This is a genomic window from Chloroflexia bacterium SDU3-3, assembly GCA_009268125.1.
Classification (GTDB): domain Bacteria; phylum Chloroflexota; class Chloroflexia; order Chloroflexales; family Roseiflexaceae; genus SDU3-3.
The window spans coordinates 220,324-236,905 of record WBOU01000006.1 but is presented as its reverse complement, the minus strand read 5'-3'; the positions used below and the strand labels follow the sequence as shown (position 1 = coordinate 236,905).

At 66.9% G+C, this 16,582-nt stretch carries 13 protein-coding genes; 3 read left to right on the top strand and 10 right to left on the bottom strand.

Annotation, left to right across the window (positions count from 1 at the left end; all coding sequences use genetic code 11):
* Positions 1-45: 45 nt before the first annotated feature.
* The 7 genes from F8S13_12150 to F8S13_12120 form a co-directional block, all read right to left on the bottom strand.
* Entirely contained in the window at positions 46-963 is a 918-nt protein-coding gene (locus F8S13_12150) for a sugar kinase (protein KAB8142986.1), read from the bottom strand.
* Positions 964-1,756: 793 nt separating this feature from the next.
* Complete coding sequence (locus tag F8S13_12145; GenBank protein ID KAB8142985.1) at positions 1,757-3,985, bottom strand: hypothetical protein; 2,229 nt, start codon at positions 3,983-3,985, stop codon at positions 1,757-1,759.
* A gap of 33 nt (positions 3,986-4,018) precedes the next feature.
* Positions 4,019-5,320: an alpha-glucosidase/alpha-galactosidase gene (locus tag F8S13_12140; GenBank protein ID KAB8142984.1), complete on the bottom strand. Its 1,302-nt coding sequence runs from the start codon at positions 5,318-5,320 to the stop codon at positions 4,019-4,021.
* Between the two features lie 948 nt (positions 5,321-6,268).
* On the bottom strand, positions 6,269-7,150 hold the full coding sequence (locus F8S13_12135; GenBank protein KAB8142983.1) for a carbohydrate ABC transporter permease: 882 nt from the start codon (positions 7,148-7,150) through the stop codon (positions 6,269-6,271).
* Complete coding sequence (locus F8S13_12130; protein ID KAB8142982.1) at positions 7,143-8,030, bottom strand: sugar ABC transporter permease; 888 nt, start codon at positions 8,028-8,030, stop codon at positions 7,143-7,145. Before F8S13_12130 ends, F8S13_12135 begins: the two co-directional genes overlap by 8 nt.
* Positions 8,031-8,091: 61 nt before the next feature.
* On the bottom strand, positions 8,092-9,525 hold the full coding sequence (locus F8S13_12125; protein KAB8142981.1) for a sugar ABC transporter substrate-binding protein: 1,434 nt from the start codon (positions 9,523-9,525) through the stop codon (positions 8,092-8,094).
* A complete protein-coding gene (locus tag F8S13_12120; GenBank protein ID KAB8142980.1) occupies positions 9,485-10,531 on the bottom strand; it encodes an SIS domain-containing protein in 1,047 nt (348 codons plus the stop codon). The genes F8S13_12125 and F8S13_12120 overlap by 41 nt, the downstream gene beginning before the upstream one ends.
* A 262-nt stretch (positions 10,532-10,793) precedes the next feature.
* On the opposite strand from F8S13_12120, the gene F8S13_12115 reads away from it, so the two are divergent.
* Complete coding sequence (locus F8S13_12115) at positions 10,794-11,564, top strand: DeoR/GlpR transcriptional regulator (GenBank protein ID KAB8142979.1); 771 nt, start codon at positions 10,794-10,796, stop codon at positions 11,562-11,564.
* 15 nt (positions 11,565-11,579) lie between these two features.
* Here the strand turns inward: F8S13_12115 and F8S13_12110 are convergent, their stop codons facing one another.
* On the bottom strand, positions 11,580-11,954 hold the full coding sequence (locus tag F8S13_12110; protein KAB8142978.1) for a helix-turn-helix transcriptional regulator: 375 nt from the start codon (positions 11,952-11,954) through the stop codon (positions 11,580-11,582).
* 205 nt (positions 11,955-12,159) lie between these two features.
* On the opposite strand from F8S13_12110, the gene F8S13_12105 reads away from it, so the two are divergent.
* Positions 12,160-13,029 carry an NAD(P)H-dependent oxidoreductase gene (locus tag F8S13_12105; GenBank protein ID KAB8142977.1) on the top strand — a complete coding sequence of 290 codons (870 nt, stop codon included), beginning with the start codon at positions 12,160-12,162 and terminating at the stop codon, positions 13,027-13,029.
* 240 nt (positions 13,030-13,269) lie between these two features.
* Here the strand turns inward: F8S13_12105 and F8S13_12100 are convergent, their stop codons facing one another.
* Together F8S13_12100 and F8S13_12095 are read right to left on the bottom strand one after the other, a co-directional pair.
* Positions 13,270-14,412 carry a UDP-N-acetylglucosamine--LPS N-acetylglucosamine transferase gene (locus tag F8S13_12100; GenBank protein ID KAB8142976.1) on the bottom strand — a complete coding sequence of 381 codons (1,143 nt, stop codon included), beginning with the start codon at positions 14,410-14,412 and terminating at the stop codon, positions 13,270-13,272.
* A gap of 91 nt (positions 14,413-14,503) precedes the next feature.
* A complete protein-coding gene (locus F8S13_12095; GenBank protein KAB8142975.1) occupies positions 14,504-14,974 on the bottom strand; it encodes a hypothetical protein in 471 nt (156 codons plus the stop codon).
* 241 nt (positions 14,975-15,215) lie between these two features.
* Here F8S13_12095 and F8S13_12090 point away from each other — a divergent pair, with 241 nt between their 5' ends.
* Positions 15,216-16,469, top strand: a complete 1,254-nt coding sequence (locus F8S13_12090) for a DUF2088 domain-containing protein (protein ID KAB8142974.1) — start codon at positions 15,216-15,218, stop codon at positions 16,467-16,469.
* Positions 16,470-16,582 lie beyond the last annotated feature (113 nt).

Sequence of the window (16,582 nt, the reverse complement as noted above, 5' to 3'; positions counted from 1 at the left end):
CGGCGTGCGCCAGGGGTCGTGTGCGGGCGCGGGGTGTGGGGCATGTCACAGCAGCGCCAGCGCCTCGGGCAGGGTGGCCTGGGCTGCGGTGCCGCCCACGGCGCGGGTGGAGAGCGCGCCGGTGACGCAGGCCATGCGCAGGGTCTGCTCCAGCGGCCAGCCCGCCAGGTGGCCGTAGATGAAGCCAGCGTCGAACGAGTCGCCCGCGCCAGTGGTGTCGACGGCGTCGACGGGGGTGGCAGGGGCGTAGGCCTCGCGGCCCGCCTGCCTGGCCCGCGCGCCCTGGCCGCCCAGCTTCACCGCCACGGTGGGCACGGCCTGGGCCAGCGCATCCAGGGCCGCGACCTCGTCGGGCTGGCGGGCGATGGCCAGCAGCTCGGTGCGATTGGGCAGGAACACGTCGACGTGGCGCAGCGCCTCGGCCAGGCCGCCCTCCCAGCGCTCCAGCGGGTCGTAGTTGGTGTCGAGCGAGACGCTCAGGCCCAGCTCGTGGGCCTGGGCGAACAGGCGCGGGGCGTCGGGGCGCATGGCGTCGAGCAGGTAGTAGCTGCCCATGTGCAGGTGGCGGGCGCTGGCCAGCAGCGCGGGGTCGACCTCGTCGTAGCGCAGCGCGGCGATGCTGCCGGGGTAGGTGAGCAGGGCGCGGTCGTCGGCGCGCGAGAGGATGACGGTGAGGCCGGTCTTGAGCGCGGGGTCGACCACCACGCCAGCGGTGGCGACGCCGTGCCGCGCTAGCTCGCGCAGCACGAACTGGCCGAGCGTGTCGTCGCCGACCTTGCCCGCGAAGGCGACGCGCAGGCCCAGGCGGGCCATGCCGCAGGCGCAGATCGCCGAGGAGCTGCCCATGACGAGTGAGGCGTCGTCGATCAGGCGCTCGACCTGGCCGAAGGCGGGCGTCACGTCGCCGGAGAGGATGAGGTCGGCGTTGAGCTCGCCGACAACTACAACGTCAAAGTTGCGCATAGGGGTGCCTTTTGTCTGTGCGGGTTTCAGGGTGTGAGCATAAGCGCTCTGGTTCAGTGTCGCTTTTTGCGGGAGCGTGGGATTTTTGCTTGTTTGTTTTTAGTGGCGCGTTTCCTTCGTGGCCTTGGGTCATTTCCCCCTGGCCTTGGGTCATTTCCCCCTGACTTTCTATCAATCTACGTGTTATTCTGTTAATCTACGCGCCATCTTATGATTATGGGGTCTATTGATCTATAAAAAGCGATGTCTTTTATTTAGCGCTGTTCTTGTGGTCGTTTCTGTATCTGCGATGGCGATATTTTTGGCGGGTTGTGCCTGGGGGCAGGTTCTTCACATGATGTCACATTGTGAATTGTTTCTGCGTCGTTTTGGGTCGGCCCGACCGTAGGCGATGTTTGTAGCGTTGCCCGGTCGGGCTGACCGCTTGCTGCTTCGATGATAAGGGTTCCTCTTTTGCGCTGGGTGAATGCCCTACGCGGGCGGCGCCTAGGGGCTAGCCCCTAGGAACCCCACCAGGGGGCATCGCCCCCTTGGAACCCCCAATTTTGGGCGTTCCGATGCCGCTCGCTAGCGGCTGGTGTTCGTGCATATGGCCATCAAAACCGTAGCGGCACCTTCGCCGGATGGGCCGGGTGGGATGGGGCCGAGAGAGCATTGTTTTCATTGCTGTAGGGGCGGATCTTGTGTCCGCCCACATCGTGTTCATCGAATCCATCGAGCGCGGTTGCGATGCGGGCGATGTTGGGCGGGCATAAAGCCCGCCCCTACAATGCGTTCGTCGTGGTAAACGGTTCTAGGGTGCCTCGTCGGCCCCGATGTCGATGGTGCCGCCCTGCACGCGGGCCTGGCCGTCGATGTCGGTGCTGCCGGAGAGCGCGGACGAGCCGCCCGCGTTGTAGGCCGAGGAGCCAGCGGCGATGTGCAGGAACTGCTGCACCGAGCTGGCCGACCAGTTGCGCAGGTCGCTATCCGATGGTCGCGTGACCGAGATGAACAGGCCGCCGGGGTTGGGGCTGGCGCTGGTGGCCGTCACCTGCAGGTTGTTGGCCTCGGTGTTGCCGGTGAAGCTGGCGCTGTTGCCGATCACGCGCTGCTGGCCGCTCCGGGCGGCGTAGATGTTGTTCGAGAGCGTGCTGTTCTTCACGCGGTACTGGGCCACGAAGGCCGAGCCTTTGCCGGGCGTGTAGACGGTGTTGTTGACGATGGTGTTGTTCTGCGCGTTGCCGCCGCCCTCGCCCGAGGTGCTGGAGGCATAGCCGCCCGCCGCGATCCCGGCGAAGTCCACATTCGACACGATGTTGTTGCGCACCGTGATGTAGTCGGTGGACTTGCCCGCGTGCTCGGAGGCCAGCTCGATGCCGATGTTGGCGTCGATCACCAGGTTGCGCTCGATCACGATCTGGGTGCCGCCATCCACATAGATGCCATCGGCGCTGGTGTCGCCGCCCGAGCAGACGGTGCCGCCGCTGTTGCAGGTTGCGCCGTAGGCCGGGTTGGTCGAGCTGTCCACGCTCCACACGCGGTTGTCGGCGATGGTGCCGTTGCGGGCGCGGTCGTTCGACGGGCCGACGCCCTCGTAGCCGATGGCGTCGATGCCGATGTTGTTGGTGTTGTGCACCAGGTTTTTGGTGATGCTGAAGCCATCCACGTTGCCGTTCACCACCAGCGCCTCGCTGGAGCCGAGCTTCAGGTCGTACAGCTCGTTGCCGTCGATCACCAGCCCGGTGATGGCCGTGGAGCTGTTGCCATAGACCGCGATGCCGTGGGCGTCGCCGCCATCGGTGCCCTGGTAGGTGGTCGCGATGTCGTGGATGCTGTTGTTGCGCAGCTCCACGCCCGCGCTGCCGCCCGGCACGTAGATGCCGATCGGTACCACGCCCTGGGTGCTGGTCTTGTTGTTGCGCAGCTCGAAGCCCTTGAAGATGATGTAGCTCTTGCCGTTCAGGTTGACCAGCGGGTTATCGCCCGAGGAGAGCGTGAGGCCGCCGCCGTCAATCACGGCCAGCTCGCCGGGGTAGCTCTGGAAGGTGATCGGCTTGCCTGCGCTGCCCGAGACGCCGAAGGTGATGCGCTCGCTGTAGGTGCCGCCGCGCACATAGACCGTGCTGCCCGCCGTGGCGCTGCTGGCGGCCTTCTGGATGCTCTTCCAGGGCGCGGCCTGGGTGCCCGCCGCAGTGTCGCTGCCGCTGGGCGAGACGTAGAAAGCCGTGGTGGGCGCTGGGGTCATCACGATGGGCGTGTAGACCGCTGTGGGCGTGGCGGTTGCCGCCGCTGTCGGCGTGCGGGTGGGCGTGCGGGTGGCGGTGGCCGCCGTGGTGGGGCCTGCTGTGGCGGTGCGGGTGGCGGTTGCCGCCGTGGTCGGCGTGGCCGTGGCGCTCGCGCCGCCGGTGGTCAGCGTCACCGACTCGTAGTCGAGGTCGGCGCTGTCGCTGGTGTTGCTGGCCATCAGGCGGATGCGGATCTCGCGGGTGCTGCTGTTGATGTAGCTGGCGATGGTGCCGCTGGCGCTGAAGCTCAGCTGCTTCCAGGCGCTCCAGCTGGTGCCCGTGTTGGTGCCCAGCGTGGCCCAGGCGCTACCGCCCCAGCTGTAGATCTGCCATGTCCAAGTCTGGTCGGCGGGGGCCGGGCCGAGGAAGTTGGCCTGCACCTGGATGGCCGTCACATCCGACAGCGCGACGCTGGCGGGCACGGTGTAGGAGCGGTAGCCCGCGTAGCTGGTGCTTCCCGATGGGCTAAATTCGACATACTTGTTCCAGTTGTTGTTCGAGCCAGACTGATCCTGGGTCGCCAGGTTGGCCACCGGCTGGCCGCCGTCGCTGCCAGCGGTGGTGGTGTAGCTGCTCGGCGCGATCGCCACCGATGCGGCCAGCGTGGGCGTGGCCTGCCCGAGCGCCGCGATCGCCAGCGCCGCGACCGCCGTGGCACGAAGAGACTGGATGATCCTCATGTCGTTTCTCCAATGCGATCTGGTGCCGTGACACCGCGTAAAAGCGTGCCAGACAGGGAACACAGGCACCAGCATGAGCGCACCCCGCCACGCGCTCCATTCAACTGACTAGCTGCGGATGCCCTCCGGCAGCGCATCGCCGTGCGCCGCAATCAGCTCGTCGACCATGGCCCAGATCTGGTCGAGCGGCATGGTGGCCGCCGCCAGCGGGTCGAGCATGGCGGCATGATACACGTGCTCGCGGCTGCCCTGGAGCGCGGCGCGCGCCGTCAGCTCCTGCACGGCCACGTGCTGGCGGCTCATACCCGCCAGCTGGGGCGGCAGATCGCCGATATGGGTGGGCTGGACGCCGTTCTTGTCGACCAAGCATGGCACCTCGACGCAGCAGCCCGTGGGCAGATTTGTGATGAGGTTGTCATTGCGCACGTTGCCGTAGATCACGCGGGGCTGGCCGGTCTCCATCGAGTGGATGATCAGCGAGCCGTACTCGGCGCTGCGCTCGATCTCGAACGGCTCGCCGCGCTGCAGCTGGGCGCGGATGTCGGCGAACTCCTGCAGGTTCTCCTCGCTGCGGCGGATGTACTCATCGATCGGCACGTTGAACTTCTCGATCTGGCCGGGGTGGGGGATGAAGTGGGCCGAGTACTCGGCGTTGTGCTCAGACGACTCGGTGACGTAGTAGCCCAGGCGGCGGAATAGCTCGGCGCGCACCAGGTCATCCTGCGGGATGCGGCCATCCTCCAGGGCCTTGCGCAGCAGCGGGTAGATATCCCTGCCCTTGTGCTCGAAGCGCAGGATCCAGGCGACGTGGTTGATGCCCGCGCCCAGGTAGGTCACCTCGTCGTAGGGCACGCCCGCGTAGCCCGAGATCTGCTCGGTGGTGTACTGCACGCTGTGGCACAGCCCGACGATCGGGATGCGGCTGGATGCGAACCAGGCCCAGCACAGCATGGACATGGGGTTGGTGTAGTTGAGCATGATCGCGCCGGGGCAGACCTCCTCCATGTCGCGGGCGATCTCCCGCATCACGGGGATGGTGCGCAGCGCGCGGAAGATGCCGCCGATGCCGTGGCTGTCGCCGATGGTCTGCCTGAGGCCGTACTTGCGCGGGATGTCGAAGTCGAGCAGGGTGGCGGCGTGGCCGCCCACCTGGATCATGTTGATGGCGTAGCTGGCCCCGCGCAGGGCCTCGCGCCGGTCGAGGTGGGCCTCGATGGTGGGGCTGGCCCCCAGCGTCTGGGCGGTCCAGCGCGCCATCTGCTCGGCGGTCTCTAGCCGCTCGGGGTCGATGTCGTACAGGCTGATGGTGCAGCCCGCCAGCTCGGGGAAGGTCAGGATGTCGCCGAGGAGATTTTTGGTGAAGACGACGCTGCCCGCACCGATGAATGTGATCTTTGGGCCGGATGACATAACGGGTTCCTTCTGGTGTTTGGGATATCAGTAGCTGCCAGCGCTGGCAGGGGGAGTTGCTAGGTTTTTGTGTCAGGCCGATGTGCTGCGGCCTCGATGATGGTTCTTCTAGGTTGGCGGCTGGATGCCCCTCACATTTGGGGCTGGTTCCGTGTCGCTCCAACCGTGCAATGCTTGCAGCGTTGTACGGTTGGAGCGACCGCTTGCGGCCACGATGATAATGGTTCCTTTTGGTTGCTGGGTGAATGCCCTACGCGGGCGGCGGCTAGGGGCCAGCCCCTAGCAACCCCGCGAGGGGGCGATGCCCCCTTCGAAACCCCCAATTTTGAGTGTTCCTATGCCGCTTGCTGGCGGCTGGTGTTCGTGCATATGGCCATCAAGACTCTCGCGGCACCTTCGCCGCATGGGCCGGGTGGGTAAGGGGGACTGATCCTCAACAGGTGTCACTTTTCCCGTCGGCGCTGGGCGTTTTTTCCTTCAGCGATGGCATTGGTTGATGTTTGGCGGGTGGATGCCCTACGCGGGCGGCGGCTCGGGGCCAGCCCTTAGCAACCCCGCGAGGGGGCGATGCCACTCACATGGCGTCACTTTTTATGGCTTTCCGAAGCCTTCTTGTGAAAATATGCGTTGCGGTTGATTAAGCCAGGGTGCTACTTCGTCGATAGCGGTGGTGTTTGATTGGTGGGTGGATGCCCTACGCGGGTGGCGGTTCGGGGCCAGCCCCTAGCAACCCCGCGAGGGGGCGATGCCCCCTTCGAAACCCCCAATTTTGAGTGTTCCAATGCCAAATACTGGCGGCTGGTGTTCGTGCATATGGCCATCAAGACTCTCGCGGCACCTTCGCCGCATGGGCCGGGTGGGTAAGGGGTACTGATCCCTATTCCCTATTCCCTTGGAGTCTTGGAGTCTTGGTGGTAAACATGTTCTGCCGAATGAGAGCGCATCGCCCTACCGTTTCACGCCCGAGAGCGCGATGCCCTCGATGAACTGGCGCTGCGCGATGAAAAACAGCAGCATCACCGGGGCGATGCTCACCAGCGCACCAGCCATCATCACCGTCCATCTCCCCGCGTACTGCGTCTGGAAAAGCGACAGCCCAACGGTGAGCGTGGTCTTCTCCAGGTTGGCGGGCAGATAGATCAGCGGGCCAAGCAGGTCGTTCCACGAGCCGAGGAAGCTGAACAGCGCCAGCGCCGCCAGCGACGGCCCGGCCAGCGGCAGGTAGACGCCCCAGAAGATCCTGGGCAGCGAGGCCCCGTCCATGCGCGCCGCCTCGGCAAGGTCGAACGGGATGGTCAGGAAGTACTGGCGCAGCAGGAAGGTGCCGAAGGCCCCGCCCCAGAACGCCGGCAGCCACAGCGGCACCTGTGTGCCGATCAGGCCCAGCCACTTGAACACGATGAAGTTGGGCACCAGCGTGATCTGCGGCGGTAGCATCAGGGTGGCCAGCAGGCACACGAACAGCGCGCGGCGGTAGGGGAAGTCGATCACCGCGAAGCAGAAGCCCGCCATCGCGCAGGTGAGCAGCTGGCCCAGCGTGGTGAGCAGCGCGATCGTGAGGCTGTTCAAGATGAGCTGGGTGAACGGCAGCTGCTGCCACAGCCGCTGGAAGTTCTCCAGGGTGGCCGGGCTGGGGATGAGCGTGCGCGTGTACTGGTCGGCGGGCAGCTTCAGCGCGGTTGCGGCCATCCACACGAAGGGGCCGACCATCACCAGCGCGCCCAGGGCCAGCAGCGCGTATACGGCCACGTTGGTTAGGATCTTGCCTTTGGCAGCGCCGCGGCGGGCCTGGGCCGCCTGCCCCTGCGCGATCGAGAGCGATTTAGTCATAGACCACCCACCGTCGTTCAAGCCAGAAGTAGCAGACCGTGAGCACCATGATGATCAGCGCCAGCACCACCGCCTGCGCGCTGGCCGTGCCCATGCGGAAGAAGTTGAAGCCGTTGCGGTAGATCGAGAACACCAGCGTGGGCGCGTTCGACGCGCCGTTGGCGCTGCGCGTGAGCATGTAGACGTACTCGAAGGCCTGGAATGAGTTGATGGTGGTGATGATAGTCTGGAAGAAGATGCTGGGCGTGATCAGCGGCAGCGTGATGTGCAGGAAGCGCCGCCAGCCGTTGGCCCTGTCGATGCTGGCGGCCTCGTAGCACTCGCGCGGGATGGACTGCAGGCCCGCCAGGAAGATCACCATGCCGGTGCCCACCGCGCCCCAGATGTTGACCAGCACCACCGAGTAGAGCGCGTTCTGCGACCCCAGCCAGCTGACTGGCGCGATGCCGATCAGGCCCAGCAGGTAGTTCAGCAGCCCGCGATCCTTGCCATAGATCCAGCTCCACACCAGGCCGATGGCCACCGCCGAGGAGACCGTGGGCATGAAGTAGAGCGTGCGGAAGAAGCCCATGCCGCGCAGCTTGCGGTTGAGCAGCAGCGCCACGGCCAGCGACAGCGCGACTGTGCCCGGCACGTACATCAGGCTGAAGGCGAAGGTGACGCCCAGCGCTTTGAGAAAGAGGTCGTCGTGGAGCAGCCCGGTGTAGTTGGAAAGCCCGGCCCAGGTGGGGGCGCTCAGCATGTCCCAGTTCATCAGGCTGATGCCTAGGGTGGCCAGCACCGAGCCAAGCGCGCCGAACAGCAGCCCGAACAAGGTTGGCAGCAGCAGCGCCAGCAGCCACACGCGCTCGTTGCCCAGAGGTTTGATTCCCGCCTGCATAGCATCGCCTGTGTCTCGCCGTGCGCCCGGCGCATACACGCTAGGCGCACGGTCGCGCTATCTACTTGTTGTTCGCCAGCACCGCATCCGCCGCTGGCACGATCTCGGCCAGCGCCGCGTCCAGCGCTTTCTCGCCGTTCCAGACCGGCACTAGGCCATCGCCCACCGCCGCCGCCCACTCCTCGTAGCCCTTGAACGAGGGCTTGGGGCGCGCGTAGCTCAGCGCGTCGAGGAAGACCTGCTCGTTGATCGCGGTGTTCTTCTTCTGCAGGAAGCTGGGGCTTTCGGCCACCGACTTCAGCACGGGGATGGCGAAGCCCAGCTCGGCCAGGCGCTTTTGGCCCGGCTCGCTGATCGCGAACTGCACGAACTGCCATGCGGCGTCGGCGTGCTTGCTGTCCTTGGCGATCACAAACCCGGCGCTGTTTACGCTGGTGGCGCGGCCCGCTGGCCCGCTGGGCATGGGTGCGACATCCCACTTGAAGCCCAGCTGTGCGTACTGCGGCACCACCCAGTGGCCGATCGTGGTCATGGCCGCCACGCCCGCCGCGAAGGGGTCGCCGCCGTACTCGGATGCCACGCTGGGGCTGGGCATCGACTGGTCGTCGACCATCATGCCCGCCAGCTGCTGCCAGGCGTCGTGGGCCTTGCCCTCGGCCAGCAGCGTCTTGCTGTAGTCGGGGCTGATCACCGCGCCGCCGTAGCCCCAGATCGCCTCGCTCCAGATCAGCTCCATGTCCCACATGTCGCTGGCCAGGCCCCACTGGTCGGTCTTGCCGTCGCCGTCGGTGTCCTTGGTCAGCTGCTTGGCCACCTCGCGCAGCTTGTCGTAAGTCCATGTGTCGTCGGGGTAGGGCACGCCAGCGGCGTCGAACATGTCTTTGTTGTAGAACAGGGTGACGGTGTTGAAATCGCGCGGCAGGCCGTAGTAGCCATCGGTGCGCTGGTAGGCGGCCAGCGTGTTGGGGTAGAGCCCGCCGAGCAGGCCGGGGGTCTTGTCGATGTAGGGCTGGAGGTTCAGCAGCACCCCGCGCGACTGCCAGTCGGGGTAGAGCGGAGCATCCATCGCGAACACGTCGGGCGGGGTGCCGCCCGCGTACAGCGTCTTGAGCTTGTTCCAGTACGACTCCCAGTCGCTCACCTCCACCTTCACGTTGATGTCGGGGTGGGCGGTGTGGAAGTCGGCGACGATCGCATTCCAGACCTCAAGCTCCTCGGGCGAGCCCCACATCATGTAGGTGATGTTGGTCGGCTCGCCGGTGCCTGGGGCGGCAGGGGCGGCGGTCGCGGCTGCCCCGCTGCCCGCCCCGCCCGCCGCCGTGGGCGAGGGGGCGCTTGCGCCGCCGCATGCGGCGAGCAGCAGCGCGGCGATCACGGTGAGCATGGGCATGGTTCGCTTCATAGTGGCCTCCCTCGTCTGGCCCCGCTGCGGGGGGAGAAGTGCGCTATGGGTGCTAGCCGCTGGTGGGCAGGGCCTCCAGCCGCACCACAGCATCCAGGTTGTGCGGTCGGTCGGGGTTCAGCCCCCGCGAGGTGGCGCGCTCGTAGGCCAGCATCTGGCCGAAGGGCAGGTACAGCGCGCCGCTGGCGGCGTCGTCCAGCGCGTCGGGGAAGGGCACGTCGCCGCCGGGGCCGATGGCCACTACGGTCGCGCCGTGGGCGCGCATCTCATCCAGCACAGCGCGCTCGTGCTGGTGGTTGCGCTGCGAGAGCAGGCCCACGATCAGCGACTCGGGGCTGGCCATGGACTGCGGGCCGTGGCGGTACTCCATGAAGTGGAACGGCTCGCTGTCGCTCAGCGACATCTCTTTCATCTTCAGGCTCAGCTCGCAGGCCAGGCCGTAGCGCCCGGCGGAGCCGAGGAAGAACACGCGCTTGAGGCCGGGGTCGCGGGCCAGCTGCCCGGCCAGGCCCAGCGAGCTGTCGAGGATGGCCTGTGCGGCCTGGGGCAGCGCGGCCAGCTGGGCCAGCACATCGGCGCGGCCCGCCCAGGTGGCGGCCACGGCGGCGCTGGCCAGGTACAGCGTGCTGAACGCGCGGGTCTGGGCTACGCTCTCCTCCTGCGCCTCGGGGAACAGCAGATTCATATCGCCCATAGTGGCCAGCGCGCGGCCAGGGTAGCACGAGAGCGTGAGCACCGCGCCGCGCTGGTGGGCGCGGAACGACTCGACCGCCCGCAGCGTCTCGGTGGTCTCGCCCGAGCGGCTGACCGCCACCAGCAGGGCCCGCTGGCCGCTCGGGAACACGCCCTCGCCGCTCAGCCAGATCTCCGACGCGGGCACGCCGCGCGCGGGCCTGCCGGTGAGCGACTGCACCAGCGCGGCGGCGGCCAGCGCCAGGTAGTAGGTCGAGCCGCAGCCCGTCACCACCACGTGGTCGCACGCGCCCTCGGCCAGCAGCGCCCGCAGCCCCTCGGCGTGCTGCTGCACCACCTCCAGCGCGCTCGGCCAGACGGCGGGCTGCGACTGGATCTCGCTCCAGGTGTGGGTTTCGTAGGTCATAGCATCCTCAATCTGCGCAGGTGCGGCGCAGCACTGCGTTGGTAAAGGCCCCCTGCGCTGGGGTGATTCGCTTATTTCTGATCGGTGTTGCTCCGATTATAGCCCATGAATCAGCAATGTCAAGCATTTTCATTCATATTCAATCATATTCGATCATAAAAATGATTGAATTTTGTCAGTATCGCTTGACATGCGCCCCCAGCAGCGCCTACAATACGCCCATCAGATGCCGATTCAATGCAGGAAAGCATAGGTGAACCGTATGGCGACACGGCTCAGTGCCGAGCGGCAGCAGCTGATCGTGGAGATCGTGCGCGAGCAGCGCACCGCCACGGTCGAGGAGCTGAGCGAGCGGCTGGGTGTCAGCGAGGCCACCATCCGCCGCGACCTGGAGAAGCTGACCAACGATGGCTCCGTCCAGCGCGCCCACGGCGGTGCGCTGGCCCCGCACGAGGCCGAGCCGGAGCCGCCGGTGCTGCGCCGCGTGGGCGACAATGCCGAGCAGAAGCGCCGCATCGGCCACGCCGCCGCCGCCCTGATCGCGGATGGCGATACCGTGTTTATCGGCTCGGGCACCACCACGGTGGAGCTGGCCCGCCACCTGGGCGGCAGGCGCGACCTGAAGGTGATCACCAACGCGCTGAATGTGGCCAACGTGCTGGCCGCCATGCCCGAGATCACCACCATCCTGGTGGGCGGCGTGCTGCGCCACTCCGAGATGTCGATGATCGGCCACCTGGCCGAGCAGGCCCTGGCCGACCTGAGCGCCACCAAAGTGGTGATGGGCATCCGCGCCCTCAGCGTCGAGCGCGGCCTCTCCAACGAGCTGGGCGTGGAGACCTCGATGGACCGCGCGATCGTGCGCTGCGCGCCCACCCTGATCGTGCTGGCCGACCACAGCAAGCTGGCCAAGGCCGCCAGCGTCACCATCGCACCGCTGGCCGCCGTCCACACCCTTGTCACCGACGCCCAGGCCCCCGCCGAGGCCGTCGAGGCCATTCAGGCCCACGGCGTGCGCGTGCTGCTGGCCTAGCGCGCCGCAGGCAGGTCACGCGCCCCCGCGCCTGATCTGCCCCTCGCGCTGGGCGGCCCGCGCCGCCAGCCGCTGCTCGTAGGTCTCGCCCCAGGCCCGCATGGCCTGCAGCGTGGGCACCAGCGTGCGGCCAAACTCGGTGAGCGAGTACTCCACGCGCGGCGGCACGCTGGCGAACACCTCGCGGCAGATCACGCCATCCTCCTCCAGCTGGCGCAGCTGCATGGTCAGCATGCGCTGGGTGATCTTGGGCAGAAAGCGCCGCAGCTCGCTAAACCGCTTGGTCCCATCGATCAGGTGAAACAAGATCACCGCCTTCCAGCGCCCCCCAACCACATCGATCGTGGCCTCGACCGCGCACCCGTAGGGTGAGCCAGAGCTTGCGCCCATCGATTTATTCCTCTCTGCTGCTGCGAGTATCACTGGCGATACTATCTATACAAAATGTGCCTTCTTGTCAATCAGCGCGTGCTGTTTATACTATACCTCAGAACATGCGTCTTTCGCGAAGAAGATGCTATCTTTTTGAGATTCGTGTATTTTCCAGAAAATATGCGGAGCTTTGTCTGCGTAAAATACCGTAAGGAGTCTATTGGTGAACTATCTGATCGTCTACGCGCACCCCGAGCCGACCTCGCTCAACGGCTTCCTGCGCGACCACGCGCTGGCCGCGCTGCGCGATGCTGGCCACCAGGTGGCGCTCTCCGACCTGTACGCGATGCGCTGGAAGGCCACCGCCGACGCGCTCGACTTCCCCGCGCGCGACCCCGAGCAGCCGCTGGACTACGGCAGGGCCTCGGGCGAGGCCTACCGAGCGGGCCAGCAGTCGCCCGAGGTGGCCGAGGAGCAGCGCAAGCTGCTGTGGGCCGACTGCGTGGTTCTGCAGTTCCCGCTCTGGTGGTATGGCATGCCCGCCATCCTGAAGGGCTGGGTCGACCGCGTGTACGCCTACGGCTTCGCCTACGGGGTGGGGCAGCACGGCGGCGGGCGCTGGGGCGACCGCTTCGGCGAGGGCGCGCTGGCGGGCCGCCGCGCCATGGTGGCTACCACGGTGGGCGGGCGGGCCGCGCACTACGGGCCGCTGGGCGTGAATGGCCAGATCGACGACATCCTCTGGCCCATCCAGCACGGCGTGCTGTTCTACCCCGGCATGGCGGTGGTGCCGCCCACGGTGTTCTACGAGGTGCGCCACATCGCCCCCGAAACCGCCCAGCAGCTGGCGCGGCACTACGCCGACCGCCTGCTGGCCATGCCCGACACCGCGCCCATCCCGTTCCGCACCCAGAACGGCGGCGACTACGACCAGCACCAGGTGCTGCGCGAGCAGCACGCGGGCGCGGCCTCGGGCCTGCAGGTGCACCAGCGCGAGCCGCGCTTTCTGGCCAACACGCTGCTGGCCGGGCCAGCCGACTTCCAGCCTACCCACCTGGCCCCCACCTCGCGCGACAGCGCCGATGCCGACTAGCCCCGCAGCGCACAAAGCGGGCGACGATCTGAAAAACAGATCGCCGCCCGTTCTGTATCATATGCCCTTAAAGCCTTGGAGCCTTGGTGGTAAAACGGTGCCCCGCTCCCCTTCGTACCCTCGCGCTTTCGTGGTATTCGTTCCCTTGGTGTCTTGGCGTCTTGGTGGTGAACGCCCTCTTCGCGCCTTCGCGGTATTCGTTCCCTTGGTGCCTTGGTGTCTTGGTGGTAAGGGGTTCTCTTAGCTCGCGGGCGTCGCCAGCTGCGCGCAGATCGCACTGGCGATGTCGAGCGCGGCGCGCGGGCGGCCTGTGCTCTGGGCCTGGCGGCGCATCGCCATGAGCTGGTCGAGGTTGCCCAGCAGCTGCGCCGTGGCGGGCGGCACCATCTCGGCCATGCGCAGCTGGATGCCTGCGCCGCAGGCCGCCACCATGTCGGCGTTCCACTCCTCCTGCCCCGGCAGCGGGTCGATGATGATCATCGGCGTGCCGCGCCCCAGGATCTCGCTCACGATCAGCCCGCCCGCCTTGGTGATCACCAGATCGCTCGCGGCCACCAGGTCGTCCACATAGTCGATCGCGCCCAGCTTCAGCAGCCGCACGTGCGGGCCGCTGGGCACATCCGCGATCGCCTCGGCCAGCTGCTCGTTGCGCCCGGACACCACGGCCAGCGTCGCGGGCGTCTCGATCCGCGCGATCTCGTCCACTATCAGCCGGATGCGCTCGGCCTCGATCCCGCCGCCGAACAGCGACACCACCGCGCCCTCGGTGGGCAGGCCGTGGCGCTCGCGCATCGCGCTCATGGTCTTCTCCTCGGCGATCGTCAGCGGCACCGGGATGCCCGTCACCGCGATCTGCTCGGCGCGCGCGCCGCGCCTGCACATCATGTCGCGGGTCAGCGCGCTGGGCACAAAGTAGCCGTCGGCCTCGGGGGCGTACCACGTGCTGTGGGCCACAAAGTCGGTGACGACCACATACAGCGGGCAGTGCAGCGCGCCCTGCTGCTTGCGGTGCGCCATCAGCTGCAGCGGCAGCTGCATGGTGCATATGATCGCGTCGGGCTGCATCGCGTCGATCATGGCGTCCATGTCGCGCAGCAGCGGCCCGCCCAGGATGCTGATCAGCCGGTTGAGGCCCAGCGCCTCGTCGAAGTCGGCGCTGTCGCTGGCCTCGTAGGCGGCCTTGTAGAGCTTGGGGCCGCGCTCGCTGCTCTGCAGGTAGGCGGTGTTCAGGGCCTTCTTCACCACGCCCGAGCAGTAGTCGAGCGCGTCTTCGGTCACCACCGTGGTCTCGGGGGCGCACTGGGCCAGCGCCTCGGCCAGGGCCAGTGCGGCGGTGCGGTGGCCGGTTCCCAGCGAGGTGTAGAGGATCAGGATGCCTGGCATAGCGCGTTCTTCCTTGCGTGTGGTCGGGCGGATGGGGCGCGCGCCCCGCCGTTGCTGCCACACGCAAGGCACGAACTGTGCCACGGGCTGGCTAGCGCATCATCGCCCGCGCCATCGACCACAGGTCGCCCGCCGCCGGTGCCACGTTGATCTGCGCCAGCTCCTGGTGGGTGGATGCGGTGCACTCCAGATCGTAGCTGCCGGCCCGCTGGTAGCGCTGGTGCAGCACCTGGCCGCCCTCTAGCTTGAACGGCCCGAACTGCACCGGCTGCGTGTCCTCGTTGCGGATGATCACCGTGTCGAGCTGGCCCATCTGCAGCTCGATCACGCTGGGCAGGGTGCGGGTGTGGCTGCCCACCGTGGGGGCGTAGGGGTCGCTGCGCGGGATGACGAAGACTACCTCGTGCTCGCTGGCGTGGGTGCGCTCGTAGACCCAGGCTGCGGCCAGCAGCAGCGCCGCGCCCACGGCCAGCCCGATGGCGATGGCCAGCGCCGCCCGCATCCAGCGGTGCGCGCGCAGCGGGCGGATGATGAACGATGGGGCTGTGGGGACAAGTCTCATGGCGTTCCTCTCTTGCTCTAGAGCAAAAGTGTAGCGTTTTTCCTTGGCTTTGCGCAACACCGCTTGGTTAGCGTTGGTTAACGCAGCCGCAACTCGCTCGTAATGATGTGTCAACCTTCACGAAGAATCGTTGGCCCCGCCCCACGCCGCGCCGGAAAACTCCTGCGCGAGGTCGCTTTATTCCACGGCCCTGGTGCTACAATAGTCCATTATCCCCACGGTTGCTTGAAGGAGTCGCGTTATGACCAATGGCTATGGCAGCGCTGCGGAGCCGATGTCGCCCGAGGCGGTGCGCGAGATTCTGACTCAGACCTTTGCGTCGCTTCCAATAGATGGTAGGCGCGTGCTGGTGATCATCCCCGACGCCACCCGCAGCGCCCCCATCCCCCTGATGTACCAGCAGCTGAACGAGCTTGTAGGCCAGCGCGCCGCCCGCGTCGATTACCTGATCGCGCTGGGCACCCACCCGCCTATGTCGCCCGCCGCGATCGACCGGCTGGTGGGCATGGCGGCCAGCGAGCGCGCGGCCCGCTTTCCCAACTCGGCGGTGTACAACCACCACTGGGAAGATCCGGCGGCCATCGTCGAGGTGGGCCTGATCGCATCCGACGAGATCGCCGCGCTGAGCGAGGGCTTGGTCTCCACGCCCACCCCCGTGCGCATCAACCGCATGATCTTCGACTACGACCATCTGGTGATCTGCGGCCCGGTCTTCCCGCACGAGGTGGTCGGTTTCTCCGGCGGGGCCAAGTACTTCTTCCCCGGCATCGCCGCAGGCGAGATCATCAACACTACCCACTGGATAGGCGCGCTGGCCACCTGCATGGCCACCATCGGCGTGAAGGATACGCCCATCCGCCGCGTCATCCACCGCGCCGCCCAGTTCGTCGACCGCCCCACCACCTGCCTGGCCATGGTGATGCAAGGCTCTACGCTGCACGGCCTGTTCACCGGCGGCTACGTGGAGGCATGGGAGCAGGCCGCCGACCTCTCGCGCACGCTGAACATCGTGGCGCTGCCCCGCCCGTTCCGCAGCGTGCTCTCCATGCCCTCCGAGCGCTACGACGACCTGTGGACGGCGGCCAAGGCGATGTATAAGACCGAGCCGATTGTGGCCGATGGCGGCGAGGTGATCATCTACGCCCCGCACATCACCGAGGTCTCGTACACCCACGGCGCGCTGATCGACGAGATCGGCTACCACGTGCGCGACTACTTCACCAAGCAGTGGGAGAAGTTTGGCAGCTACCCGGGCGGCGTGCTGGCCCATAGCACCCACGTGAAGGGCGCGGGCGGCTACGACCCAGCCACCGGCGTGGAGACCCCGCGCATCCAGGTGACGCTGGCCACATCCATCCCCGAGGAGCGCTGCCGCCGCATCAACTTGGGCTACGCCGACTACCGCAGCATCGACCCCGCCGCGTGGGCGGGCCGCGAGGCCGAGGGCCTGCTGCTGGTCGAGCACGCGGGCGAGGTGCTGTTCCGTTTGGGCTAGCTTGCCTTTACCCCCAAGACTTCAAGGCACCAAGATCAACCATGCTTGGTGCCTTTTGTGTTGTTCGGCGGCCCCGATGGGTTTTTTGCCCCGCCCACCGCTTCATCCGCTAC